Source organism: Bradyrhizobium sp. NAS80.1, assembly GCF_001908205.1.
Taxonomy (GTDB): domain Bacteria; phylum Pseudomonadota; class Alphaproteobacteria; order Rhizobiales; family Xanthobacteraceae; genus Bradyrhizobium.
This window is the reverse complement of sequence record NZ_LGHL01000163.1, coordinates 1-25,292: the sequence shown is the minus strand read 5'-3', so window position 1 is coordinate 25,292 and position 25,292 is coordinate 1. Positions and strand designations below refer to the sequence as shown.

The following is a 25,292-nucleotide window of genomic DNA, read 5'->3' as shown; positions in this document are numbered from 1 at the left end:
TGCGGCTCGCCACGTGCGGGATCGGAGCCGGCGGGCGCGGCCGGCCGCTGCGGACCATGGTCAGGGGCGGCAGCGCGCTTTGCGGGCCGTAGGGCGCGACTTCGCGCTCCTCATAGGCCGGCGCCATGCCAAAGGCATCGGCGGCCGGCATGAAGCGCAAGATTCGTCCATCGCGGGCATCGATCACGAGCCGGCCGTCGTCGCCGCGGGGGTCGATGACCGCGATGGTATAGACGCTGCCGCGCAGGCGCGGGATACCGAGCGGCGAGAAGCCATTGTCGCGCAGCACCGCATAGACCTCCGTGGGCGGCAGCAGCACCGGTGCTGGGGCGCGCTCCTCGTAGCCATAGCCATAGCCATAGCCATAACGTGGCGGCGGTGGCAGCGGAGCCTCCGGCGGGACATAGGGCCCGTCGAAATCCGACACCGCGACATAGGCCCCGCTCGCAATACCGTTCGCCGGAACTGGCGCCAGAATCTGCGCGTGAGCCGCGGTCGCGGCGAGCGCCAGCGTGGCGGCAGCCACACATCCTGTGAAAAACTTCATGGTCGACACGCTCCTGTCAGGCCCCGGATGACCCGCGCTCTTTCGCTTCTTGCGGCGTGGCGCGCTTTCCGAAGGGGCGATCCGAAGCTTGATTCGGGATTTCGGCGTCTGCAGGGCCGGATCAGGGCGCGTTTGCTTCAAAACCGGGGCCGCGCGCCATGCGGAAAGCGACGATTGACACTTCGGGAATCGGGACTTTCGCACGCTTGTGTGCTAGACAAAAATTTGGCAAGGTGACGGTTAGGACAGAAAGACTGTCTCAATTTTCCTTGCGGTTCCGGCACAGGGATTGCAGCGAAGGCTGGCACTCTCGAGCGCCAGGAAGGTACCAGGCAAAGCCGTTCTCGGGGACGTAGAACGCCTTGGCCTGAATTTAAGAAAATCCGGCTCGCAGCGGACGAGCGGTGACCCAGAAGCGGGTGCCGCGGGACGCCCAAGGTGTGCCGAAGAGAGCGGTGAGGCTGCTTGCCGCATGCAGAGGACAGGAACAATGAACGGGTCGCAATTCGAGCGCGCAAACATCGTGGCAGAACAGCTGTCGGCGACGATCGCCTCGAAAACGACCGATCCGATTCAGGAACACAATTCGCGCCCACCGGCCGAGGGCCTCTACGATCCTGCCCTCGAAAAGGATTCCTGCGGCGTCGGCTTCATCGCCAACATCAAGGGCAAGAAGTCGCGCGAGATCGTCTCGGACGCGCTCAGCATCCTCTGCAACCTCGAGCATCGCGGCGCTGTCGGCGCCGACCCGCGCGCCGGTGACGGCGCCGGCATCCTGGTGCAGATCCCGCACGCTTTCTTCAGCCGCAAGGCCAAGGAGCTCGGCTTCGCGCTGCCCAATCCCGGCGAATACGCCGTCGGTGCGCTGTTCATGCCGCGCGACACCGCCTGGCGCAATGTCATCAAGAGTATCATCGCCGACCAGATCAAGGCCGAAGGCCTGACCCTGCTCGGCTGGCGCGACGTGCCGACCGACAATTCCTCGCTCGGCGTCACCGTGAAGCCGACCGAGCCCGCCTGCATTCAGGTGTTCATCGGCCGCAACGGCGTCGCCAAGACCGACGACGAGTTCGAGCGCCGCCTCTACATCCTGCGCAAGTCGATCTCGCAGGCGATCTACCAGCGCCGCGACCGCGGGCTCGCGGGGTACTACCCGTGCTCGATGTCCTGCCGCACCGTGATCTACAAGGGCATGTTCCTCGCCGACCAGCTCGGCAAGTACTATCCCGACCTGCACGAAAAGGACTTCGAGAGCGCGCTGGCGCTGGTGCATCAGCGCTTCTCGACCAACACCTTCCCGGCGTGGTCGCTGGCGCATCCCTACCGCATGATCGCGCATAACGGCGAGATCAACACGCTGCGCGGCAACACCAACTGGATGGCGGCGCGCCAGGCCTCGGTGAGCTCCGAGCTCTATGGCAAGGACATCAACCGGCTCTGGCCGATCTCCTACGAAGGCCAGTCGGACACGGCCTGCTTCGACAACGCGCTCGAATTCCTGGTGCAGGGCGGCTACTCGCTGCCGCACGCCGTCATGATGATGATTCCGGAGGCGTGGGCCGGCAATCCGCTGATGGATGAGAAGCGCCGCGCCTTCTACGAATATCATGCCGCGCTGATGGAGCCGTGGGACGGCCCGGCCGCGATCGCCTTCACCGACGGCCGCCAGATCGGCGCAACGCTTGACCGCAACGGATTGCGGCCGGCGCGCTATCTCGTGACCAAGGACGACCGCATCGTGATGGCGTCCGAGATGGGCGTGCTGACGATCCCCGAGGACCAGATCATCACCAAGTGGCGGCTCCAGCCCGGCAAGATGCTGCTGGTCGACCTCGAACAGGGCCGCCTGATCCCGGACGACGAGATCAAGGCCGAGCTCGCCAAGAGCCATCCTTACAAGGAGTGGCTGGAGCGGACCCAGATCGTGCTGGAAGAGCTGCCGAAGGTCCCCACCACCGCCGTGCGCTCCAACCTGTCGCTGCTCGATCGCCAGCAGGCGTTCGGCTACAGCCAGGAAGACATCACCATCCTGATGACGCCGATGGCGGCCACCGGCGAGGAGGCCGCGGGCTCGATGGGCAACGACACGCCGATCTCGGCGCTGTCGGACAGGGCCAAGCCGCTGTTCACCTACTTCAAGCAGAACTTCGCGCAGGTCACCAACCCGCCGATCGATCCGATCCGCGAGGAGCTGGTGATGAGCCTCGTCTCCATCATCGGACCGCGGCCGAACCTGTTCGACCTGCAGGGCCTTGCCACCACCAAGCGCCTCGAAGTCCGCCAGCCGATCCTGACCGATGCGGACCTCGAAAAGATCCGCTCGATCTCGGACGTGGCTGATTCCCACTTCAAGTCGCGCACGCTGGACACCACCTTCCACGCCGGTCTCGGCGCGGCCGGCATGGACCAGGTGCTCGACGAGCTCTGCGCGCGCGCGGAAGGCGCGGTGCGCGAAGGCGTCAACATCATCATCCTGTCCGACCGCATGGTCGGCACCGACCGGGTTGCGATCCCGTCGCTGCTGGCCTGCGCCGCCGTGCATCATCACCTGATCCGCACCGGCCTGCGCACCTCGGTCGGTCTCGTCGTCGAATCCGGCGAGCCGCGCGAAGTGCATCACTTCGCCTGCCTCGCGGGCTACGGCGCCGAAGCGATCAATCCCTATCTCGCGTTCGAGACCATCATCGCGATGAAGGACCGCCTGCCCGGCTCGCTCGACGATTACGAGATCGTCAAGCGCTACATCAAGTCGATCGGCAAGGGCCTTCTGAAGGTGATGTCGAAGATGGGCATCTCGACCTACCAGTCCTATTGCGGCGCGCAGATTTTCGACGCGGTCGGCCTCAAGGCGGACTTCGTCGGCAAGTTCTTCGTCGGCACGCACACCCGTGTCGAGGGCGTCGGTCTTGCCGAGATCGCGGAAGAGGCGGTGCGCCGTCATGCCGACGCGTTCGGCGAGGCGCAGGTCTACAAGACCGCGCTCGACGTCGGCGGCGAATATGCCTATCGCAGCCGCGGCGAGGACCATGCCTGGACCGCCGAATCGGTCTCGCTGCTCCAGCATGCCGCGCGCGGCAATTCGCAGGAGCGCTATCGCGCCTTCGCCAAGGTCCTCAACGAGCAGTCGGAGCGCCTGTTGACGCTGCGCGGCCTGTTCCGGATCAAGAACGCGGAGGAAGAGAAGCGCAAGCCTGTGCCGCTCGACCAGGTCGAGCCGGCCAAGGACATCGTCAGGCGTTTCGCCACGGGTGCGATGAGCTTCGGCTCGATCTCGCGCGAGGCGCACACCACGCTCGCGATCGCCATGAACCGGATCGGCGGCAAGTCGAACACCGGCGAGGGCGGCGAGGAAGCCGACCGTTTCAAGCCGATGCCGAACGGCGACTCCATGCGCTCGGCGATCAAGCAGGTGGCCTCGGGCCGCTTCGGCGTCACCACGGAGTATCTCGTCAACTCCGACATGATGCAGATCAAGATGGCGCAGGGTGCCAAGCCCGGCGAAGGCGGTCAGCTGCCCGGCCACAAGGTCGACGCGACCATCGCCAAGGTCCGGCATTCGACGCCGGGCGTCGGCCTGATCTCGCCGCCGCCGCACCACGACATCTACTCGATCGAGGATCTGGCGCAGCTCATCTACGACCTCAAGAACGTCAACCCGACGAGCGACGTTTCGGTGAAGCTCGTCTCCGAGATCGGCGTCGGCACCGTGGCCGCGGGCGTCGCCAAGGCACGCGCCGACCATGTCACCATCGCGGGCTTCGAGGGCGGCACCGGCGCTTCGCCGCTGACCTCGATCAAGCACGCAGGCAGCCCCTGGGAGATCGGCCTCGCCGAAACCCACCAGACCTTGGTGCGCGAGCGGCTGCGCAGCCGCATCGTGGTCCAGGTCGACGGCGGCTTCCGCACCGGCCGTGACGTCGTGATCGGCGCGCTGCTCGGGGCCGACGAGTTCGGCTTCGCCACCGCGCCGCTAATCGCGGCCGGCTGCATCATGATGCGCAAGTGTCATCTCAACACCTGCCCGGTCGGCGTTGCGACCCAGGACCCCGTCCTGCGCAAGCGCTTCACCGGCCAGCCCGAGCACGTGATCAACTACTTCTTCTTCGTCGCCGAGGAAGTCCGCGAGATCATGGCCTCGCTCGGCTTCCGCACCTTCAACGAGATGATCGGCCAGGTTCAGCTGCTCGACCAGACCAAGCTGGTCGCGCACTGGAAGGCCAAGGGCCTCGACTTCTCGAAGCTCTTCGTCAAGCAGAAGGAAGAGAAGGGCCAGAAGATCTATCACTCCGAGCGCCAGAACCATCATCTGGAGGCGGTGCTCGACCGCACGCTGATCGAAAAGGCGACGCCAGCGCTCGATCGCGGTGCGCCGGTGAAGATCGAGGCCAAGATCAACAGCACCAACCGTTCCGCCGGCGCGATGCTGTCGGGCGCGGTCGCCAAGATCTACGGCCATGCCGGCCTGCCGCACGACACCATCCATGTCGGCCTCAAGGGCACCGCCGGCCAGGCGTTCGGCGCGTGGCTCGCCCACGGTGTCACCTTCGAGCTCGAGGGTGAAGCCAACGACTATGTCGGCAAGGGCCTCTCCGGCGGCAAGATCATCGTCAAGCCGCCTGCCAACAGCGGCATCGTGCCGGAAGAGAGCATCATCGTCGGCAACACGGTGATGTACGGCGCGATCCAGGGCGAATGCTACTTCCGCGGCGTTGCGGGCGAGCGTTTCGCCGTGCGCAACTCGGGCGCGGTCGCCGTGGTCGAGGGAGCGGGCGATCATTGCTGCGAATACATGACGGGCGGCATCGTGGTCGTGCTCGGCAAGACCGGGCGCAACTTCGCGGCCGGCATGTCCGGCGGCATCGCCTATGTGCTCGACGAGACCGGCGGCTTCGACAAGCTGTGCAACATGGCGATGGTCGAGCTCGAGCCGGTGCTGTCGGAAGAGCTGATCAACGCCGGCACCTACAATCACTCCGGTGACCTCGAGGCGCATGGCCGGGTCGACGTGTTCGCGAACCTGCTCGACTCCGACGTCGAGCGGCTGCACGTGCTGATCACGCGCCACGCGAAGGCGACCGGCTCCAAGCGCGCCGCCGACATCCTCGCCAACTGGAAGGAATGGCTGCCCAAATTCCGCAAAGTGATGCCGGTCGAGTACCGGCGCGCGCTGCGCGAAATGGCCGCCAACGCGGACGCCGAGCCGAAAATCGCGATCGGCGCGTAAGAAAAAGCCTCGTGGTGAGGAGGCGCGAAGCGCCGTCTCGAACCATGAGGCCACCATCCGGGCCTCCATCCTTCGAGACGCGGCGCGAAGTGCGCCGCTCCTCAGGACGAGGGGCAAAAGAACAAACGACTAAGCGGCAGGGACTTCGGGTTTAATGGGCAAGATCACGGGTTTTCTCGAAATCGAACGGCACGATCGCAAGTACACCCCGGTCGCCGAACGTGTGAAGCATTACAACGAGTTCGTCGTTCCCTTGACCGAGAAGGAAACGCGCGACCAGGCCGCGCGCTGCATGAACTGCGGCATTCCCTATTGCCACGGCACCGGCTCGGTCGCGCCCGGCACGCCCGGCTGCCCGGTCAACAACCAGATCCCCGACTTCAACGACCTCGTCTACCAGGGCAACTGGGAAGAAGCCTCGCGCAATCTGCACTCGACCAACAACTTCCCTGAGTTCACGGGCCGCATTTGTCCTGCGCCGTGCGAGGCTTCGTGCACGCTCAACATCGACGACAACCCTGTTACCATCAAGACCATCGAATGCGCGATCGTCGACCGCGCCTGGGACAATGGCTGGCTGAAGCCTGAGGTCGCGGCCGTCAAGACCGGCAAGAAGGTCGCGGTGGTCGGCTCGGGTCCGGCCGGCATGGCCTGCGCGCAGCAGCTCGCGCGCGCCGGCCACGACGTGCATGTCTACGAGAAGTACGCCAAGGCCGGCGGCCTGCTGCGCTACGGCATTCCCGACTTCAAGATGGAGAAGGGTATCATCGACCGCCGCGTCAAGCAGATGGAAGGCGAAGGCGTCACCTTCCACTACAACAGCCATGTCGGCGCCGACGGCAATGTCGATCCGCGCGAGATGCTCAACGAATATGACGCCGTGGCGCTGACCGGCGGCGCGGAAGCCCCGCGCGACCTGCCGATCCCCGGCCGTGAGCTGTCCGGCATCCACTACGCGATGGATTTCCTGCCGCAGCAGAACCGCCGCGTCTCCAATGAGCCGCTGGGCGGCGTCGCCGACATTCTCGCCGGCGGCAAGCATGTCGTCGTCATCGGCGGCGGCGACACCGGCTCCGACTGCATCGGCACCTCGCTGCGCCAAGGCGCGCTCTCGGTGACCCAGCTCGAGATCATGCCCGCCCCGCCCGAGCGCGAGAATAAGGGCCTGACCTGGCCGAACTGGCCGCTGAAGATGCGCACGTCCTCCAGCCAGGCCGAAGGCGCGATCCGCGAATACGCCGTGCTGACGCAGAAGTTTTCCGGCGAGAACGGCAGGGTCAAGAAGCTGCACTGCGTGCACGTCGACGACAAGTTCAAGCCGCTTCCCGGCACCGAGTTCGAGCTCGACGCCGAGCTCATCCTGCTCGCCATGGGCTTCGTCCATCCCGTGCACGAGGGCCTGTTGAAGATGCTCTCGGTTGACCTCGACCCGCGCGGCAACGTCAAGGCCAACACGCTGGACTACCAGACCTCGCGCCCGAACGTGTTCTCCGCCGGCGACATGCGCCGCGGCCAGTCGCTGGTGGTCTGGGCCATCCGCGAAGGCCGGCTCTGCGCCCGGTCGATCGATACGTTCCTGATGGGGAAGACGGATCTGCCGCGCTGAGTTTTGCGCGGGCTATCTGCCACGAATAAGACTTTCATCGCCCGCGAAAGCGGGCGATTTGCTGACGACCGAGCCCGTTGCGCCTCGTACACCCGGCCAAGCGGAGCGGTCACGCGGCACAACTAGACGCAGGGCGGTTCATCGCGCACAGTGCAGTCTGCACCTACTCGGCCCAACCGCTAACCGCGAAGGCCATTCAAATGCCGTTGATATCCAAGCACACGTTTCGGATCGGAAGCTATGGGCGTTCGACAACCGATGAAGGCTGGGAGAAGCTGGATCCAGAACACATCGGCGTGTGGCAATCGGTACTTGATCTATTAAGTGCGCGCACCATCAAATTGCAGAATTGCACGATCATAATCGAAACGAATTGGAAGCCCATCTTGCAGAAACAAGAGAAGCACTACGACGTAATGAAGCGTTTGCAGCAAGGAGCAACCAGCCAAGCGGAACTACATTCGATTCTAGAAGGTTTCCCAGAGCGAAGTACCGAGATTGAGATTACCGCGGAAGTATTAGGAGACAACGTCTCCGGCGAGGCGGCAACAGATATCGCGACCAACGCCATAGAATCTTACCTGTACGATTTCTTCGCGATCCTCAACGTCTCTGCACCGGGCTGCTGCGATTTTCCATCGTGGGCAGCTTGTTGGGGGTAGGTTTGAGAGGGACATTCCGCTATCGGGGTTTTATTTTGATATTGCCGTCCTAGGGACGCTCGAAAAGGATCGGCAAAAAATAAGAACATTGCCGCTCGTCCAAACAGTTCGCTGGTACGATTCTGTTCGTTCTGGCATCCGCCAGATACCTCAAAATCCTATGGAGAGAGCACTCTTCGCTCTGCTGCACATATCCAAGCTAGACACAGACCCAATGGTTTTGATCTGGCTCTTTTACGCCTTTGAGAGGCTATTTCAAACAAAAGCAGGCGAGAATTTCTCGTCGCTGGTTCAACGAATAGTCTTGTTGTTCAACCTCGGTGATGCGCAAGCCAAAACAGTTCGTCGAGAATTTCGCGAACTCTACAACACAAGAAGCGCCATTGTTCACGGTGGATTTGAGATTGCACACCCAATGCATAACGAGATTTTGGATAAAGCGATCGACGACAACTATCTTAAAATATCGGAGCCCGCTGAGTTTGGACTAGCGTTATTGCTAGCAGCAATACAAGAAACCATTGTACGCGGATGGAGATACCCGATCTTCAGCGAAAGGCTGGATGGCCAAGAGATCGGATAACGAAGAACCAACCATAGCAAACAAAGTTATTCACGGCTCAATTCTGCAACCTAACCCCCAGCAACACCACCGTGGCCTGCGAGCTCGATCCCGGCTGGCTCGAAGCCAGAATGTCTTGGCGTAGCGTGCCCTTCACCCAGATGTTGCGGTTGAGCTTGTAGATCAAATTGCCTTCGAGCGAGTAGGTCACGTCGTTGCGGTTCTGGCCCTGGTAGTCGTACGTGCCGTAGGTGAACCTGCCAACCGCGGTGAGCCAGCGGCGGAAGTCGTGGTCGACCTCGGCCGCATAGGTGTGCACCAGTACGCCGGGTGAGCCGACGACGGTGGTCTCGGCGATCTGAGTGTCGGTGAAGAATTTCACCGTGGTCAGGCCGCTTGCATTCCAGATCAGCGAGCCTGCAGTGAGGAAGCCCGAGAGCTGGCTGAGGCGCGGGTCGACATAGTTACGCGCGGTATAGCCGACCGAGACCTCGCCGGTGAGGATGCGCGAGAACTCGAGGGTCGAGCCAACCCTGGCGTAGCCACCCGATGAATCGCGGAAGTAGCCGTTGCGGTCGGCGGGCTGGTCGTGCACGCGGCTGTCGCCTTCGATCTCGACGAACGGCTTCAGCCCCGGCTTGAGGTCGTACGAGAAACGTCCCACACCGCCATACTGATTGAAGTCGCGATCGTTATTGCTGAAGGTCGTGCCGTCGGTGAGCCTGGAGTCGGTGTAAGCCGTGCGATCGATAGTGGCGCCGGCCGCGACCTGGAAGCGGTTGAAGGTCTGGTCGAAGCCGAGGGTCGTGCCATAGGCGGCGTAAACGGGATATTTCTGCAAGCCCGCCTGCACGTTCGGGCTGCCGGGATTGTCCGTGGCGATCCGCAGACGCAGCTGCGAGCCCAGCTTGAAATCGCGGTCGACATCGAGGCGGCCGTCGACATGGCCGGTAAAGTCGGGGCGGTCGACATTGACCGGCGCCGGCGAGGCAAAGCCGTCGATCGTCGCCGGCATCTGGCTGCCATAACCGGAGAACGAGCCGCGCAGATCGGCGACCAGCGCATGGCGCTCCCAGTCGGACATCACCAGGAGCTCGGGCGCAATCACATAGGCCGGCGAGCCGACCGGCTTGTTGAGGCGGGCCGGGTTGCTGTCGTAGCCGCCGGAGAGCTCGAGCGCGCCCTTGATCAGGAAGCTGCCGGCATAATCGCCGACGGGGCCGAACGGATCCTCGTCGAGCTTGAGGCGGCGGCGCAGCGGCTGGCCGGGTACGTTGCCGGCCATCGCCGGCGGCACCGGCACCTTGTGCGCGGTTTCGGACGGCGGCGGCGCGATGCGCGGCGGGCCGAGCGTCCTGTCAGGCATTGCTGCTGGGACCGGCGAGCCGGGGCCGATGGGGCGCTTCGGCTTCGGCTGCCCGGGATAGAGCTTTGGCTGCTGCCGCTTGCGGTTGAGCGAGTCATAACCGGCGCTCTTCGCGCCGCTGGCGGCGGGCAGGCCGTAGGTAGGGATTTGGCCAACGCGCGAGCTCGTCGGCGCCTGCTGGCTCCTGCGCAGATCGGCATTCGGATCGGGCAGCGTCGGCAGCGCGTCCGACGGCGCCTGCGGCAAGCCCGCCGTGCGGCGCGTCGGCAGCGTGTCGGGCGAGGCAAAGCCGCCGCGGTTGGGATTGAACAGGTCGGGCGTGAGGCTCTGGGCGGCCGCCGGCGCACTCTTGAGGGCCATCAGCGCAAGGCATGGCAAAGCGGCGCGCAGGAAATGCCCGCGTTTGCTCCGGCTCCTAGCTGGAGACGCCCCCACGATGAAATAACCCCAACGAAATCAAGCACTTTCACGACGATCTCCGCCGGCGAGCGGGAACCATCGTTAATGGAGTTAAAACAATTATGGTTAATGACCCGTTGAGGTCCGGGGCGCGCGTCGCCTCGCAGGTCGGGGCGTGCTAAGCAGGCGCCAACGGGCGAACGCCCCTCCTCCCTGGACCTGAATATGCCGAGTTCGAAACCGCTGATGACCGCATCACCCGGCCCCATTCCCGACAGCGTCGAATCCGCGCTCCGTACGCTGGAGACGGAGAGCGGCGGCATCAACGCACTCGCGGCGGCCCTGCGCGGCCCGCTCGGTGTGACCTTTGCCAAGGCGGTCGAGCTGATCCGGCAGGCCAAGGGCCGCGTCATCGTCACCGGACTCGGCAAGTCCGGCCACATGGGGCGCAAGATCGCGGCGACGCTGGCCTCGACCGGCACACCCGCCTTCTTCGTCCACACCGCCGAAGCTGCCCATGGCGACCTCGGCATGATCACCGCCGACGACGTCATCATGGCGCTGTCCTGGTCGGGCGAGCAGCCGGAGATGAAGACCCTCGTGAACTATTCGGCGCGGTTTGCGATTCCGATGATCGCGGTGACGTCGAACGCGGCGTCCTCGCTCGGCCAGGCCGCCGATATCGTGATCGAGCTGCCGAAGGCGCGCGAGGCCTGCCCGCACAATCTCGCGCCGACCACCTCGACGCTGATGCAGGCCGCGATCGGCGATGCGCTTGCGATCGCGCTGCTGGAGGGCCGCGGCTTCACCGCGCTGGAGTTCGCGCATTTCCACCCCGGCGGCAAGCTGGGGGCGATGCTGAAATTCGTCCGCGACTATATGCGCACCGGGGCCGAGATCCCGGTGAAGCCGCTCGGCACCAAGATGTCGGACGCGGTGGTCGAGATGTCGGCCAAGGGGCTGGGCTGCGTCTGCATCGTCGACGACGCTGGCGAGCTCGCGGGTATCATCACCGACGGCGACCTGCGCCGCCACATGCGGCCTGACCTGCTCACAGTGACGGTCGACGACATCATGACGAAGCAGCCGAAGACCGTGCCGCCCTCGATGCTCGCCTCCGAGATGATCGAAGTGCTGAACACGCGCAAGATCACGACGCTGGTCGTGACCGAGACGGAGAAGGTTGTCGGCATCGTGCACCTGCACGATCTGTTGCGGGCGGGCGTGGCGTAAGGCACGCGCTGTCTCTACCCCGTCATTCCGGGGCGCGCCCTCTTGGGCGCGAGCCCGGAATCCATCCCACCCCGAGGTCGCTGCACAATGGATTCTCCATAGCTCGCGACTTCGTCGCGCCCCGGAATGACAGCAAGGGCTACGCCGGAAACCGCGCCGCCTTCTCCTCCAGCGGCAGCTTCAGCCCGTTCGCAAGATACGACACCGTGCGATAGAAGCCGCACAGCAGCATGATCTCCAGGATCTGGGCTTCGTCGTAGTGCGCCGACAGCGTAGCGAACTCCTCTTCACTCAACGTCGCATGATGATGCAGCGCGTCTACCGCTGCGATCAGCGCCCGCTCGGCCGGCGACCAGCAGGCTGACGTCGCATCGCCCTTTACGGTCGCACGCACTTCCTCCTCGGTGAGTTGCGCAGGCCCCGCGAAGATCGCGACATGCACGCCCCATTCGTACTCGCATTTGTTCAGCGCGCAGGTGCGGTCGATGACGATCTCGCGCTGGCGCAGGGAGAGCGGACCGGGATCGAGCAGGCCGCCGGCGCGAAACTTGTCCCAGGCGCGCATGTGGCCCGCCATCACCCGGAACAGCACCAGCGGCGGCGCGCCGCGCATGATGCGGTCGAACTGCGCCTGGATCTCCGGCGGATAAGGCGGCACGAGCGGCGCAATGCGCGGCATCGGGGATGACATGGCGGAAGACATTGGCCGGTCTCCTTGCTACATTTACTGTAGCACGACGCTACATTATCTGTAGCAAGACGCAAGAGGGTGACGATGGCCAAACAGGCAGTATCAGGGAGCCGGCCCGTGCGCGGCTCGCGCACCGGTCGGCCGATCATGGCGCTGCTCGACCTGCTCGGCCGGCGCTGGTGCCTGAGGATCCTGTGGGAGTTACGCGACGAGCCCCTCACCTCCCGCGCGCTGCGCACGGCCTGCGACGAGGCTTCGCCGACGGTGCTGCAGACGCGGCTGAGCGAGTTGCGCGAGGCGGGGTTCGTCGAACTGGGCGAAGGTGGCGGTTACGGATTGACGCCGCTCGGGCGGGAATTGTGTAAGACGTTCATGCCGCTGCACCGGTTTGCAGAGCGGTGGCGATCTTCCCCCTCGCCCCGCTTGCGGGGAGAGGGGGAGCCTCCGCGGAGACGGTGAGAGACGGACTCGCGGAAGCCCCCCCTCACCCGGATTGCATCTTCGATGCAATCCGGCCTCTCCCCGCACGCGGGGAGAGGCGAAGGAAACTACGCCGCGGCAACGGTCAGATTGGCGCCATCCACCTGCACGACCTTCACCCGCGTCCCTGCCGGTGTGTCGGGGCCGGCGACGCGCCACACCGTGTCGCCGATGCGCACCGTGCCGCTGCCGTCGATGATCGGCTTCTCAAGCGTGAACTCGCGGCCGAGCAGCGCCTCGGTGCGCTTGTTGAGGAACGGGCTGTCGCTTTCGTCCAGCTTCGGCCGGGCGAGGCGGCGCCACGCCGGCACGGCCACTGCCGCGAACACCGCGAACATCACAAGCTGTATCTGCCAGGACAGATGAACGGCGAACGAGATCAGGCCGACGAGCAAAGCGGCGAGCCCGAGCCAGAACAGGAATACGCCCGGCGCGATCGTCTCCAGCGCCATCAGGATGAAGCCGAAGATCAGCCAGTTCCAGGCGCCGAGCGACACGAACATGTCGGTCATGACACGACCTCTTCAATTATCCCTGCCGCGGCGGCACCGCCGGCGGCGTGCTGCCAGTCGGGGGCACCGAGCTGCCGCGGCGAGCGGCGGCTGCCGCGGACGCGGCGCTTTCCCCCGAACGTCGCCTTGGCAATCTCGCCGATGCCGGCGAGCGAGCCCAGCATGCTCGTGGCTTCCATCGGCAGCATGATAATCTTCTGGTTCGGTGCGTCCGCGAACTGGCCGAACGCCTTGATATATTTGTCGGCGATAAAATAATTCAACGCGGCGACGTCGCCCTTGGCAATGGCTTCCGACACCGCCTGCGTGGCCTTGGCCTCGGCTTCGGCGAGACGCTCGCGCGCCTCGGCGTCGCGGAAGGCGGCCTCGCGGCGGCCTTCGGCCTGGAGGATCTGGCCCTGCTTGGCGCCCTCGGCGCGCAGGATCTCGGACTGGCGCTGGCCTTCGGCGGCGAGAATATCGGCGCGCTTGACGCGCTCGGCCTTCATCTGCCGGCCCATCGCCTCGACGAGGTCGGCAGGCGGCACGATATCCTTGATCTCGATCCGGTTGACCTTGACGCCCCAGGGCGAGACCGCGGCGTCGACGACGCGCAAGAGGCGCTCGTTGATCTCGTCGCGATGCGACAGCACCTGGTCGAGATCCATCGAGCCCATCACCGAGCGGATGTTGGTCATGGTCAGCACCGTGATCGCCTGCGTGAGGTTGGCGACCTCGTAGCTCGCTTTCGCAGCGTCGAACACCTGGAAGAACGCGACACCGTCCACCGTCACGGTGGCGTTGTCCTTGGTGATCACCTCCTGCTCGGGAATGTCGATCACCTGCTCCATCATGTTGATCTTGCGCCCGACGCGGTCGAAATAGGGCACGATCAGGTTCAGTCCCGGGCTCAGCGTCTGGGTGTATTTGCCGAAACGTTCGATGGTCCAGTCATAGCCCTGCGGCACCGTCTTCACGCCGGCGAGCAGCGTGACGATGACGAGCAAAACCAGAACAATCGCGAAAATGTCGAAACCGCTCATAGCTCCTCCAAGCCGGGAAAAGGCCCTTTCCGGCGCTGTCATTGGTCGGGATCACGACCTTACCGGTTCAGCGGTCGCGAGTAACATCGGCATCGGCGCGATTCTGCACAAGACGCACCGAGAGGGAATGGCCACGATTATGTATTTGCGGGACAGCTCTTGAAAGCACGCAGGCACAGACCTAGCGGCAAAGGTTAAGATCTGCGGCCGCGCCGTCGGTCGCGCAGCCCCCTACTCGATCACATCGTGCGCGAGTGCAAGCAGGCCGGACGGGATCGTAACACCGAGCGCCCTGGCTGCCTTCAGATTGATGACGAGCTCGAACTTGGTGGGATTCTGGACCGGCAGGTCGGCAGCGCGCGCTCCCCGCAGGATACGATCGATGTAGGAGGCGGCGCGGCGGAGCTGCTCGGCAGTGTCGGTGCTGTAGGACATCAGCCCGCCCTCGTCGACGAAGGTGCGGCTCCAGAACACCGCCGGTACGCGCCCCTCCGTGACCGCCGTCAACAGCTCTGTGCGATGGATCATGGTGAAGAAGTCGGGCAGCACGAGCAGGCCGCCATCCTTCCGCGAGGCCAGCGCGGCGATCGAGGCGGCATCGTGCACCGGTGCGGGTTCGACCGCCACGCCAAGCGCGCGTCCGGCTTCCTCGACCGTGCCGAGCATGAGGGGAGCGAACGGGGCGGTGGCGGGATTGTAGACGACGTAGACCCGCCGTACGGGCGGCGAGATCTGCATCAGCATCTCCAGCCATTTGCCGGCCAGCGGACCGTCATAGTCAGTGAAGCCGGTCATGTTGCCGCCGGGACGGGCAAGGTTCTCGACAAAACCCTGGCTGACGGGATCGGTGACGATGGCGAACACGATCGGCGTCGTCGTGGTGCGGCTGCGCAGCTCCTCCACCGACGGCGTGCCGACCGCGAACAGGACGTCCGGCTTCAACGCGATCATCTCCTCGGCGAGCCGCGCGATCCGCGCCCGGTCACCGCTGCCGCTGCGCCAGTCGATAATGAGATTGTCCTGCTCCTTCCAGCCGAGCGCGGCGAGCGCCTCGACCAGGACGCCGTTGCGTTCATGCCCGATCGCGTTATCGGCCGAGGTGACAGAGAGCACGCCGAGCCTCCGCGCCGCATTCGGCTGCTGCGCCAGCGCCGAGGGCGGCAAAGCGGTGATCGTCCCAAGAAACGCCAGAATCTCGCGGCGGTTCATGAGCGCCCCATCAGATCCAGCCCTGCAGCTCGCGCAGCACCAGCGTCCGGATCACGTCCATGCCGGGTTCGCTGTCGTTGAGGCAGGGGATTGCGGAAAACTGCTCGCCGCCGTTGTGCCTGAATATCTCGGCGTTCTCCTGCGCGATCTCCTCCAGCGTCTCCAGACAGTCGGCGGCAAAGCCCGGCGTCACCACCGCGATGCGGCGCACGCCTTCCCTGGCGAGACGCTCCATTGTCTTGTCGGTGTAGGGCTGCAGCCACTCGTCATTGCCGAAACGCGACTGGAAGGTCAGCAACAGTTTTGTCTCGTCCATGCCGAGCCGGCGGCGCAGCGCTTCGGTGGTGGCGATGCAGTGCCCCTCATAAGGATCGCCCTTGTCGACATAGGATTTCGGCATGCCGTGGAAGGAGGCGACGATCAGCTCGGGCTTGAACGGCAGCGCGGCCAGATGCGTCTCGATCGAGGTCGCGAGCGCCTCGATATAGGCCTCGTCCTCATAATAAGGCGGGGTCACGCGGAGCGTTGGCTGCGCACGCAGGCGGGCGAGCACGCGGAACACCTCGTCGCAGACGGTGGCCGAGGTCGAGGCGGAATATTGCGGATAGAGCGGAACGGCGAGGATACGGTCGCATCCATTTGCGATCAGCGCGTCGATGCCCGACTTGATCGAGGGATTGCCGTAGCGCATTGCCCAGTCGACGACGACATGTGCGCGGTCCGACAGCGCCGAAGCGAGCTTGTCGCTCTGCGAGCGCGTGATCGTCTTCAGCGGCGACTCGTTCTTCTCGTTGTTCCAGATCTTCGCATAGTCGAGCGCCTTGGTGCGGGGACGGCTGCGCAGGATGATCCCGTTCAGCACGAGCTGCCAGACCAGGCCCTGGTCCTCGATGACGCGGGCGTCCGAGAGGAATTCCTTGAGGTAGACCCGCACGCCCGGCGCGTCGGCGGTATCGGGCGTGCCGAGATTGACCAGGAGCACGCCGACCCGCGGTCGGGTGGACTGAACGGTCGGCTTCGCGGTCTCGATGGGGGCTGCGGTCGTCATGGTACCGTTGCGTCGCGCGTTGCTCCGAACTTGTCAAGATGAGGCCGGTTTCGCTAGGGTCTCCCCAAGCGGGGGAGGAAAGATGACACTCGCGGAATGGTGCGTATTTGGAGCACTGCTGCTCTACCTTGCGACGATCGCCTCGATCAAATGGATCAGGTTTCGCACGTTCGACAATTCCCGGCCGCGCGATCCGGCCTTCTATCAAGACGCCATCGCGCAGCGCGCGCTCGGCGCGCACCAGAACGGCATCGAGACCTTCCCGTTCTTCGCCTTTGCGGTCCTGCTTGCCGAATTCCGGGATTCGCCGCAGCGCCTGATCGACGAGCTCGCCGTGCTGTTCCTGATCGTGCGGATCGCCTATGTGCTGACCTATCTCGGCAACCGCCCGACGCTGCGCTCGATCCTCTGGAGCATCGGCTTTGCGATCAATCTCGGGATCTTCTTCATGCCGGCACTGAAGCGGTTCTTGCCGGTGTGAGCTTTCCTTCTCCCGGTATGATCGGGGCGCTGGTTGCCCAAATGGTCCCGCGCTTGATCCAGATCAATGGACTACCGTTCAACGGCCGCCAAAAGTGGCGCGTAGCATTCGATCCAAGACGGGTTTTCATCATCGAGGTGGTCGGGCTCACCACTGTCGTTCCCGGCGTGCCCGCGCTCGTCAAACGCAGCGGCCGGAACGAGCAGACCACTCGCACCTATCCCTAGGGAGTTTCGGATGACACGGCAGCTTTTCTACGCGATTGCCCTCATAAGCACCGGAGTGCTCCTCACGTCATCGGCGGAAGCCGTGACGGCAGCGCGATGTGAGGATCGAGCCGCAAATTGTATAGGCACCTGTTCCGACTTCACTGGTGGGGCCGGTGACTTTCGGGGACATCAGAACAGATGCGTACGCTCCTGCGACCGGCAGACGACCAGATGTCTGATACGTGCGCACGCCGCTGAGGAGCGTTGGTACCCTGATCGCCGGTGAAGGGCGTGGTGCTGCAGTTGCGAACCGAATCGCTCGCCGCTTTGCCCCGGCGTCGAAAAGCTCAGAAACACGTCGTCCGTTCGGCGGCGATGTAGCCGAACAACAGGCCGACGCCGAACAGCAGCACGACGCCGGCGGCGGCGAATTCGATGCCGCGCATGAACAGTGCGCCGCTGCCGGCACGCCCTGCGCTCAGGCGGGCAGCGATGTCCTTGGCGGAGACGGCGACGACCGCGATGGCCGCGACGGTGATCGCAGTGCCGAGCCCCATCAGGAAGGTCGCGGCGATGCCGGCCCAGAACAGGCCTTGGGCGAGCGCGAACACCAGGACCAGGATCGCGCCCGAGCAGGGGCGGATGCCGACAGTGAGGATCGCAGCAAAGCCGCGCCGCCAGCCGCCGGGACCGGCGAGCTCGCTCGGCGTCGGCCCGTGGGAATGGCCGCAATGCTCGTCGTGGACGTGGTCATGCCCGTGGTGCTGGGCGTGCGCGTGATCATGGCCATGGTGGTGATCATGGCCGTGATCGTGGTCATGATGATCATGGGCATCATGATGATGGTGTTGGCCGTGATCATGGTCATGCGGCACGCCGGCGATCGCCGGCGCCGACTGGACCGCCCGGAGTGCGCGGATAAAAGTACGGCCCTTGACCCAGACCAGGCGCAGGCCGAACAGCGCGATCAGGCCATAGCTCGCGATCTCGATCGCGCCTTCCGCCTTGCACATGGTCTTGGCGGTCGCATTCAGGATCCAGGCCGAGATGCCAACGATCAGGATCGCCACCAGCGACTGCATCAGCGCCGAGGCAAACGACAGCGCAATGCCGCGCCGGGCGGTCTCGCGGTTGGCGACGAGATAGGAAGCGATCACCGCCTTGCCATGACCGGGGCCGGCGGCGTGGAAGATGCCGTAGGCAAACGAGATGAAGAGCAGCGTCCACACCGCCGAGCCGTCGGACTTCGCGGCACGGATGGTCGCCGACATCTGGCGATAGAATTCCGACTGTTTTGCCAGCATCCAGCCGATGAGACCGCTTGCCTCAGGCTCCGCCGCCTGCGAGGAGCGCGGCGCGCCGAACGGGTTTTGCGCGAGAAGATCGTGAAGCGCCGCATCCGCCACGCCCAGCACGACGACAATTGCTGCGCAGGCGAGCAGCCCGCGTGCGAGCGGGGAATGAAGGCGGCCGTTCAAGGGCAATCCACCGTGATCTTGTTGGCGAACATCATGCCGAAATTGGCGTTCGGGCCATCTATGAATGTCTGCTCGTTGAGCTTCTGGGCAGTCGCGGTGCCGTCGCTCGGGCGCTCCAGCTTCATCTGGCAGCCGGCGGGCGCGCCGACCAGCTTGACCGGATCGTCCTTGGCCATCTGGAAGTCGATGAAGAAGGAGCGATCGAACACTTCGAGCACCAGCTGCTTGGGCTTGACCGGGTTCTTCAGCGGCAAGGTGAAGTGCAGGGTCAGAACCGTATCCTTGTAATCGAGGAAGTAGTCGACCGGCTCCTGGAAACGCTCCTTCTTGCCGTCGGCTCGGGCGAAGGTGAAGTAGGCGTATTCCTTCAGCGACTCGACGTTGGTCTGCGCCAGCGGCCCCAGCTCCTCGCGCGTATAGGCGCCCTTGGTCTTGCTCTCGAGCCCCTGCACCGCATAGGCCGAGAACATGTCGTCGAAGGTCCAGGCGTGGCGCACGCCGGTGACCGTGCCGTCCGCCGCGTAGAGCAGCTCGCTAGTCGCGGTGATCCAGACATGCGGATGCGCCCGCGCCGCACCCGCCGCGAGCGACAGGCTGGCGGCGAGCAGCAAGCCGAACAGGGCACGCAGGCTCATCAGGCAGCCTTCGCGGCGTCGAGCAGACCGCGGCGGCGGAGCAGCGCGTCGGGCTCCGGCGGCCGGCCGCGGAAGGCCTCGTAGGCGGCCTCCGGATCGACCGATCCGCCGGTCGAGTAGATGTCGTCGTGCAGGCGCTTCGCGACCGCGGGATCGAAGATGTTGCCGGCCTCCTCGAAGGCGCCGAAGGCGTCGGCGTCCATCACCTCCGACCACATGTAGCTGTAATAGCCCGCGGCATAATGGTCGCCGGAGAAGATGTGGCCGAACTGGGTGGGCCGGTGGCGCAGCGAGATCTCCTCAGGCATGCCGATCTTCTCCAGCTCCTTCTTCTCGAAGGCGCGGACATCCTGCGCGGCCGCGGCCGGCTGGGTGTGGAATTCGAGATCGACCAGCGCCGAGGAGACGAACTCGACGGTGGCAAAGCCCTGGTTGAACTTGCGCGCGGCGAGGAAGCGCTGGAGCAGGTCGTCCGGCAGCGGCTCGCCGGTCTGGTAGTGGCGGGCGAACTGCTGGAGCACCTCCGGCCGCTCCTGCCAGTGCTCGTAGAGCTGCGAGGGCAGCTCGACGAAATCGGTGAACACGGAGGTGCCCGACAGCGACGGATAGGTCACATTGGAGAGCATGCCGTGCAAGCCGTGGCCGAACTCGTGGAACAAGGTGCGGGCATCGTCGGGCGAGAGCAGCGAGGGCTCCCCACCCGCGCCCTTGGCGAAGTTGCAGACATTGATGATCAGGGGCGCAATCTCGCCGTCGAGCTTCTGCTGGTCGCGCAGCGAGGTCATCCAGGCGCCGGAGCGCTTCGACGGCCGGGCGTAGTAGTCGCCGTAGAACAGCGCCTTGTGATTGCCGTCGGGGCCCTTGACCTCCCAGACCCGGACGTCCGGATGCCAGGCCGGGACGTCCTTGCGCTCCTCGAAGGTAATGCCGAACAGGCGCGTGGCGCAGTCGAAGGCGGCGGCGATCATGTGGTCGAGCGTCAGATACGGCTTGATCGCGGCGTCGTCGAAATTGGCGCGCTGAAGGCGGAGCTTCTCGGCGTAGAAGCGCCAGTCCCAGGGCGCGAGCTTGAAATTGCCACCCTCGGCCGTGATCAGCGCCTGCATCTCGTCGCGGTCAGCGAGCGCGCGCGACCGCGCCGGCTTCCAGACCCGCTCCAGCAGGCCGCGCACCGCGTCGGGCGTCTTGGCCATGGAGTCCTCGAGCCGGTAGGCGGCGAAGGTCGGATAGCCCAGCAGCTTGGCGCTCTCCTCCCGCAGCTTCAGGATCTCGACGATCGTTCCGTTGTTGTCGTTGGAATTGCCGTTGTCGCCCCGCGCCGTGAAGGCTTTGTAGACCTTCTCGCGCAGGTCGCGCCGGCCTGAGCTCTTCAGGAACGGCTCGGTCGAGGAGCGCGACAGCGTCACGATGGCCTTGCCGGCCATGCCGCGCTCTTCTGCCGCAGCCATGGCGGCCGCAACAAAGCTCTCGGGCAGGCCCTCGCGGTCGGCCTCGCCGAGCTCCATGAACCACTCCTGCTCGTCGCCGAGCAGGTGATGGCTGAAGCTGGTGCCGAGTTGGGCGAGCTTCTCGTTGATCTCCGCCATCCGCGTCTTGGCCTCCTCGGAGAGGCCGGCGCCGGAGCGGTGGAAGCGGGTGTAGGTGCGCTCCAGGAGGCGGAGCTGCTCGGGAGCCAGGCCAAGTTTGGCGCGGTTCTCGTGCAGATGGGCGATGCGACCAAACAGCACGGCGTTCATCATGATCGGATTCCAGTGCCGCGCCATCCGCAGGGAGACCTCCTTGTCGATCTCCAGGATGGCCGGGTTGGAATGCGCCGAGACGAGGTCGTAGAAGACCGCCGTAACCTTGCTCAGCAGCTTGCCCGAGCGCTCCAGCGCCGTGATGGTGTTGGCGAAGTCAGGAGCGGCCGGGTCGTTGGTGATCGCCGCGATCTCGGCGGAATGGTCGGCGAAGGCCTGCGCGAAGGCCGGGAGGAAGTGCTCCGGCTTGATCTCGTCGAAGGGCGGGGTCGCAAACGGCGTCACCCAGGCCTTCAGCAGCGGGTTGGTCTCGGAGTCCGTAGTCTGGCGGCTTTCTGACATCGCAAGTCCCGATTTTTGAGGCAATTTTCTGGCGTCAGCTATAGCACGCGATGGGGCTTTTTTGGGCCATTTGGCCTTGCTCCCGGCCGCCTTTTCGGGGAGATTGCGGCCCTCGAAGACACGGATCCAAAGCCCATGAACGCGCCTGCCTCCTCTTCCCGCCAGATCGTCTGGCCGAGCGTCATCACCGTCATCAGCGCCGCCATCCTGATCGGCGCCGAGGTGTTCGGCGCAGCGTTCGCAGGCGGCTGGGCACTCGCGATCCTGTTCGGACTCGGCGATCAAGGCGCGCACATCGTTCAGGCCGTGCTGTTCGGACTCGGCGTGCTTGTGATGACCGCGTTCATCCGCGGAGCTCAGCGCGTCGAGCCCTTCACGAAGCGCCGCTGACGCTTCGTCGCGCGCGAGAGAGACGCGCGCATACTTGAAAACTTAACGCTCGTTCATTTTCAGCGTCGCTCGCGCAACACTGCGCAAGCAGGTGTTAGGCAATTCTGTCCGCAGCCTAAAAAAAATTCTTGCGAACCAGAGTCAAAACGCTTATGTGCGGACTTGCCCAATTTCGCACGTGCCTGTGGTCGTGTGTCAGTCGGTGGGTATCCGGACAAGAGGCCGGACAGCCGCCAAGGGGTGAAGAAGCCGAGGGGCTCTTCGGAAGTGCCGAAGTCGGAAGATTTGAAAGTCGCAAGGCTTGAAGGTCTGAAGACGAAGCAAACCCGGAGCGCCCAGCATCTCTCTCAAGAGGTGCCTTGTCGAAGGTGACTTCACTCTTTGCAACCGTGACTGGCAGCCGGAGGCGAACCGGCGCACCCCGCTCTCAACGGGGGACGCGACTTAAAGCAACGACGGATCGGGCTTTTTTTGGTCTCTACCGGCATTCCAACGCCGGCGCGGGCTACTGAAAAGGCTTGTCCTTCATTGCCAGGTGAGCGGGCGGGAAACTCTCCCAACCAATCCACGGCAGCACAGTCTGGTTTGAGTCTTGTGGCTTCGTTGCGCCTCCATCGCGCGATGTGGCCGGAGCGCTCGTATCAGACGTCACGTTGATGCGGATCCTGTCGCTGGGACCGTTGGAGAGTGCCATGACCGAACGTATCCAGGAATTCCTGCGCAACCGCCGCAAGGAGGGCCTCGACACCGAGCCGTGCCTCGTCGTCGACCTCGAAGTCGTGCGCGACAACTACCAGTCCTTCGCCAAGGCGCTCCCCGACAGCCGCGTGTTCTACGCCGTCAAGGCGAACCCCGCGCCGGAAGTGCTGGCGCTGCTCGCCTCCATGGGCTCCTGTTTCGACACGGCGACCGTCGCCGAGATCGAGATGGCGCTGGCTGCCGGTGCGACGCCCGACCACATCTCCTTCGGCAACACCATCAAGAAGGAGCGCGACATTGCGCGCGCCTTCACGCTCGGCATTCGCCTGTTCGCGGTCGACTGCGTCGCCGAGGTCGAGAAGATCGCCCGTGCCGCTCCCGGCGCGAAGGTGTTCTGCCGCATCCTCTATGACTGCGCCGGTGCCGAGTGGCCGCTGTCGCGCAAGTTCGGCTGCGACCCGGAGATGGCCGTCGAGGTGCTCGACGTCGCCAAGCGCCTGGGCCTGGAGCCGTGCGGCATTTCGTTCCATGTCGGCTCGCAGCAGCGCAAGGTGAAGGCGTGGGACCGTGCGCTGGCGATGGCCTCGCAGGTGTTCCGCGACTGCGCCGAGCGCGGCATCAGCCTGACCATGGTCAACATGGGCGGCGGCTTCCCGACCAAGTACCTGAAGGACGTGCCGCCGGTCGTGACCTACGGCCGGTCGATCTTCCGCGCGCTGCGCAAGCACTTCGGCAATCAGATTCCGGAGACCATCATCGAACCGGGCCGCGGCATGGTGGGCAACGCCGGCATCATCGAGTCCGAGGTCGTGCTGATCTCGAAGAAGAGCGACGATGATGAAGTGCGCTGGGTCTATCTCGACATCGGCAAGTTCGGCGGTCTCGCCGAGACGATGGACGAGTCCATCCGCTACGCCATCCGCACGCCGCATGACGGCGCAGACATGACGCCGTGCGTGCTCGCAGGTCCGACCTGTGACAGCGCCGACGTGCTGTACGAGAAGACCCCGTATCCGCTTCCCGTCACGCTCGAGATCGGCGACAAGCTGCTGATCGAAGGCACCGGGGCCTATACGTCGACCTACTCGGCGGTGGCGTTCAACGGCATTCCGCCGCTGAAGACTTACCACATCTGATTTGCCACATCAGATCCGCCTCTTGTTCTGAGGCCTGACGAACCCGGGAGCCGGCCCGCCGGCTTCCTTCACTCGCATTTCGACTTCTGACGACGCCTTGAGCCGGCGTGCTTTGCGCACGCGGGTTCAAGCGGGGACTGACGCGCCATGACTGCTCTTCGGAAGCCACAAGTCGCCCACACTTCGAAAGCCGCTCCGTTCGCGATCCGTGCGGAGCGTGCTGCCGACGTCGCCGCCCGTGAAGCGCTGCTCGATGCGTGCTTTGGCGAGAATCGCCATGACCGCACCTGCCAGCGCCTGCGCGACGGACGTGCACCTGCCGCCGGCCTCGCGCTGTCGGCCGTGCACGCGGGGACGCTCGTGGGAACCGTGCGGCTGTGGCACGTCAGCGCCGGAGGCAGGCCCGCTCTGGTCCTCGGACCGCTGGCGGTGGACCCTGCTTGCCGCGAGCTCGGGATCGGCGCCGCGCTGATGCATCAAGCGCTGGCCGCCGCCCGGGCGCGCGGGCACGCCGCCGTGATCCTGCTCGGCGATGCCCCCTATTACGCCCGCTTCGGCTTCTCGGCCGGGAAGACCGGCGAGCTCGCGCTGCCGGGCCCATTCGCGCGCGACCGCCTGCTGGCGGTCGAATTCACCGACGGCGCGCTCGATGGCGCCGCCGGGATGATCGTTCCGACCGGAGCAGCCTTGCCCAAACGCCGGGCAACTCGCGCTCTCCAAGCGCACGCGGCTTAAGGGATCTGCCATCATGGCGACGACCCAAGCCGCGTTCCGCGGCAATGCCCCGCTGCGCCTGCGCGGCCCGGAGTGCCGCTAAGCTCATCCGCCGCGTTCTCACAGGGGTTGCACGGGCCCGCAAATTGTCCGTAAACCCCACGAAATTCCCCTTTCAGTTGAGGTCTAGCCCATGTCCCGTCGCCTGATTTCCACCGGCTCCCCCTTCGAGAAGACCGCCGGCTACAGCCGCGCCGTGATCGACGGCGAGTTTGCCTTCGTCGCGGGAACCACCGGTTATGACTACACGACGATGACAATGCCGGCCGATGTCACGAGCCAGTCACGCAACTGCTTCAAGACCATCGAAGCCGCCCTGAAGGAGGGTGGTTTCGAGATGGCCGACATCGTCCGCGCGACCTACTACCTCGTTGACGCCAAGGACGCAGACGCTCACTTCGCGGTCTGCGGCGAAGTCCTCGGCGAGATCCGCCCGGCCGCAACGCTTCTCGTCGTCTCGGCGCTTCTGAAGCCCGAGATGAAGGTCGAAATCGAAGTGACCGCGAAGCGCCGCACCTGATCCCACCAACACCGAACCTAGACCTTAGACAGTCTCCTGGAGATACTTGATGAGCTCCTCCTCGCAGATCCACGCAAAGATTACCGGCCCCATCGTCATGGTCGGCTTCGGCTCCATCGGCAAAGGTACGTTGCCGATGATCGAGCGGCATCTCGATTACGACAAGTCGCGCATCACCGTGATCGATCCCAAGGACGAGGGCCGCAGGGCACATTGCGAGAAGCACAATGTGCGCTTCATCCAGAAGGGCGTGACCAAGGACAATTATCGCGAATTGCTGACCCCGCTGCTCACTGAAGGTGGCGGCCAAGGTTTTTGCGTCAATCTC

General features: G+C 64.7%; 22 protein-coding genes and 1 pseudogene. 13 read left to right on the top strand and 10 right to left on the bottom strand.

The genetic code is table 11. The features are described 5' to 3' along the window. A partial coding sequence (locus AC629_RS32335; protein ID WP_084808871.1) for a hypothetical protein occupies positions 1-547 on the bottom strand: 547 nt, incomplete at its 3' end. A gap of 490 nt (positions 548-1,037) precedes the next feature. Between AC629_RS32335 and gltB the strand changes: the two genes are divergently transcribed. The 4 genes from gltB (at position 1,038) to AC629_RS32315 (ending at position 8,622) form a co-directional block, all read left to right on the top strand. Beyond that, on the top strand, positions 1,038-5,771 hold the full coding sequence (gene gltB, locus AC629_RS32330) for a glutamate synthase large subunit (RefSeq protein WP_084808869.1): 4,734 nt from the start codon (positions 1,038-1,040) through the stop codon (positions 5,769-5,771). A 154-nt stretch (positions 5,772-5,925) separates the two neighbouring features. Continuing rightward, a complete protein-coding gene (locus AC629_RS32325; RefSeq protein ID WP_084808868.1) occupies positions 5,926-7,377 on the top strand; it encodes a glutamate synthase subunit beta in 1,452 nt (483 codons plus the stop codon). Between the two features lie 200 nt (positions 7,378-7,577). Continuing rightward, on the top strand, positions 7,578-8,039 hold the full coding sequence (locus AC629_RS32320) for a hypothetical protein (protein WP_143199610.1): 462 nt from the start codon (positions 7,578-7,580) through the stop codon (positions 8,037-8,039). Positions 8,040-8,253: 214 nt separating this feature from the next. Then, positions 8,254-8,622 carry a HEPN domain-containing protein gene (locus AC629_RS32315; RefSeq protein WP_143199609.1) on the top strand — a complete coding sequence of 123 codons (369 nt, stop codon included), beginning with the start codon at positions 8,254-8,256 and terminating at the stop codon, positions 8,620-8,622. 37 nt (positions 8,623-8,659) lie between these two features. On the opposite strand, the gene AC629_RS32310 is transcribed toward AC629_RS32315, so the two are convergent. After that, the gene (locus AC629_RS32310) at positions 8,660-10,402 is read right to left on the bottom strand and encodes an outer membrane beta-barrel protein (protein ID WP_084808865.1); all 1,743 of its coding nucleotides are present in this window, start codon (positions 10,400-10,402) and stop codon (positions 8,660-8,662) included. Between the two features lie 189 nt (positions 10,403-10,591). Here AC629_RS32310 and AC629_RS32305 point away from each other — a divergent pair, with 189 nt between their 5' ends. Continuing rightward, on the top strand, positions 10,592-11,599 hold the full coding sequence (locus tag AC629_RS32305; protein ID WP_084808864.1) for a KpsF/GutQ family sugar-phosphate isomerase: 1,008 nt from the start codon (positions 10,592-10,594) through the stop codon (positions 11,597-11,599). 139 nt (positions 11,600-11,738) lie between these two features. On the opposite strand, the gene AC629_RS32300 is transcribed toward AC629_RS32305, so the two are convergent. Further along, positions 11,739-12,290 carry a carboxymuconolactone decarboxylase family protein gene (locus AC629_RS32300; protein ID WP_084808863.1) on the bottom strand — a complete coding sequence of 184 codons (552 nt, stop codon included), beginning with the start codon at positions 12,288-12,290 and terminating at the stop codon, positions 11,739-11,741. A gap of 84 nt (positions 12,291-12,374) precedes the next feature. On the opposite strand from AC629_RS32300, the gene AC629_RS32295 reads away from it, so the two are divergent. Next, positions 12,375-12,749 carry a winged helix-turn-helix transcriptional regulator gene (locus AC629_RS32295; protein WP_084808862.1) on the top strand — a complete coding sequence of 125 codons (375 nt, stop codon included), beginning with the start codon at positions 12,375-12,377 and terminating at the stop codon, positions 12,747-12,749. 89 nt (positions 12,750-12,838) lie between these two features. On the opposite strand, the gene AC629_RS32290 is transcribed toward AC629_RS32295, so the two are convergent. The 4 genes and pseudogenes from AC629_RS32290 to hemH all read right to left on the bottom strand — a co-directional run bounded on the left by AC629_RS32290 (position 12,839) and on the right by hemH (position 16,561). Then, the gene (locus tag AC629_RS32290) at positions 12,839-13,282 is read right to left on the bottom strand and encodes an NfeD family protein (protein ID WP_084808861.1); all 444 of its coding nucleotides are present in this window, start codon (positions 13,280-13,282) and stop codon (positions 12,839-12,841) included. A 16-nt stretch (positions 13,283-13,298) separates the two neighbouring features. Further along, positions 13,299-14,304, bottom strand: a pseudogene (locus AC629_RS32285) (SPFH domain-containing protein). Positions 14,305-14,535: 231 nt separating this feature from the next. Then, positions 14,536-15,513 carry an ABC transporter substrate-binding protein gene (locus AC629_RS32280; protein ID WP_084808860.1) on the bottom strand — a complete coding sequence of 326 codons (978 nt, stop codon included), beginning with the start codon at positions 15,511-15,513 and terminating at the stop codon, positions 14,536-14,538. 10 nt (positions 15,514-15,523) lie between these two features. Further along, a complete protein-coding gene (hemH, locus tag AC629_RS32275; protein ID WP_084808859.1) occupies positions 15,524-16,561 on the bottom strand; it encodes a ferrochelatase in 1,038 nt (345 codons plus the stop codon). An 82-nt stretch (positions 16,562-16,643) separates the two neighbouring features. Here hemH and AC629_RS32270 point away from each other — a divergent pair, with 82 nt between their 5' ends. Beyond that, a complete protein-coding gene (locus tag AC629_RS32270) occupies positions 16,644-17,042 on the top strand; it encodes an MAPEG family protein (RefSeq protein WP_084808858.1) in 399 nt (132 codons plus the stop codon). Positions 17,043-17,083: 41 nt separating this feature from the next. Beyond that, complete coding sequence (locus AC629_RS32265; RefSeq protein ID WP_143199607.1) at positions 17,084-17,269, top strand: hypothetical protein; 186 nt, start codon at positions 17,084-17,086, stop codon at positions 17,267-17,269. Positions 17,270-17,598: 329 nt separating this feature from the next. Here AC629_RS32265 and AC629_RS32260 read toward each other — a convergent pair whose 3' ends face one another. From AC629_RS32260 to AC629_RS32250, 3 genes are read right to left on the bottom strand one after another with little or no spacing between them, the layout of a single operon-like run. Then, positions 17,599-18,735, bottom strand: a complete 1,137-nt coding sequence (locus AC629_RS32260; RefSeq protein ID WP_084808856.1) for a nickel/cobalt transporter — start codon at positions 18,733-18,735, stop codon at positions 17,599-17,601. Continuing rightward, positions 18,726-19,364: a DUF1007 family protein gene (locus tag AC629_RS32255; RefSeq protein WP_084808855.1), complete on the bottom strand. Its 639-nt coding sequence runs from the start codon at positions 19,362-19,364 to the stop codon at positions 18,726-18,728. The genes AC629_RS32260 and AC629_RS32255 overlap by 10 nt, the downstream gene beginning before the upstream one ends. Beyond that, positions 19,364-21,445 (bottom strand): M3 family metallopeptidase, encoded by a 2,082-nt coding sequence (locus AC629_RS32250; RefSeq protein WP_084808854.1) that lies wholly within the window; start codon positions 21,443-21,445, stop codon positions 19,364-19,366. Before AC629_RS32250 ends, AC629_RS32255 begins: the two co-directional genes overlap by 1 nt. Positions 21,446-21,580: 135 nt before the next feature. Between AC629_RS32250 and AC629_RS32245 the strand changes: the two genes are divergently transcribed. From AC629_RS32245 to AC629_RS32225, 5 genes are all read left to right on the top strand, one after another. Next, positions 21,581-21,835 (top strand): hypothetical protein, encoded by a 255-nt coding sequence (locus AC629_RS32245; protein ID WP_084808853.1) that lies wholly within the window; start codon positions 21,581-21,583, stop codon positions 21,833-21,835. A gap of 692 nt (positions 21,836-22,527) precedes the next feature. Beyond that, on the top strand, positions 22,528-23,670 hold the full coding sequence (locus AC629_RS32240) for a type III PLP-dependent enzyme (RefSeq protein WP_084808870.1): 1,143 nt from the start codon (positions 22,528-22,530) through the stop codon (positions 23,668-23,670). A 147-nt stretch (positions 23,671-23,817) separates the two neighbouring features. After that, on the top strand, positions 23,818-24,405 hold the full coding sequence (locus AC629_RS32235; RefSeq protein ID WP_084808852.1) for a GNAT family N-acetyltransferase: 588 nt from the start codon (positions 23,818-23,820) through the stop codon (positions 24,403-24,405). A gap of 172 nt (positions 24,406-24,577) precedes the next feature. After that, positions 24,578-24,964, top strand: coding sequence for a RidA family protein (locus AC629_RS32230; RefSeq protein WP_084808851.1), 387 nt, complete (start codon positions 24,578-24,580; stop codon positions 24,962-24,964). A gap of 49 nt (positions 24,965-25,013) precedes the next feature. Beyond that, positions 25,014-25,292, top strand: a 279-nt coding sequence (locus AC629_RS32225; protein WP_210419139.1) for a saccharopine dehydrogenase NADP-binding domain-containing protein, incomplete at its 3' end; no start/stop codon positions are given.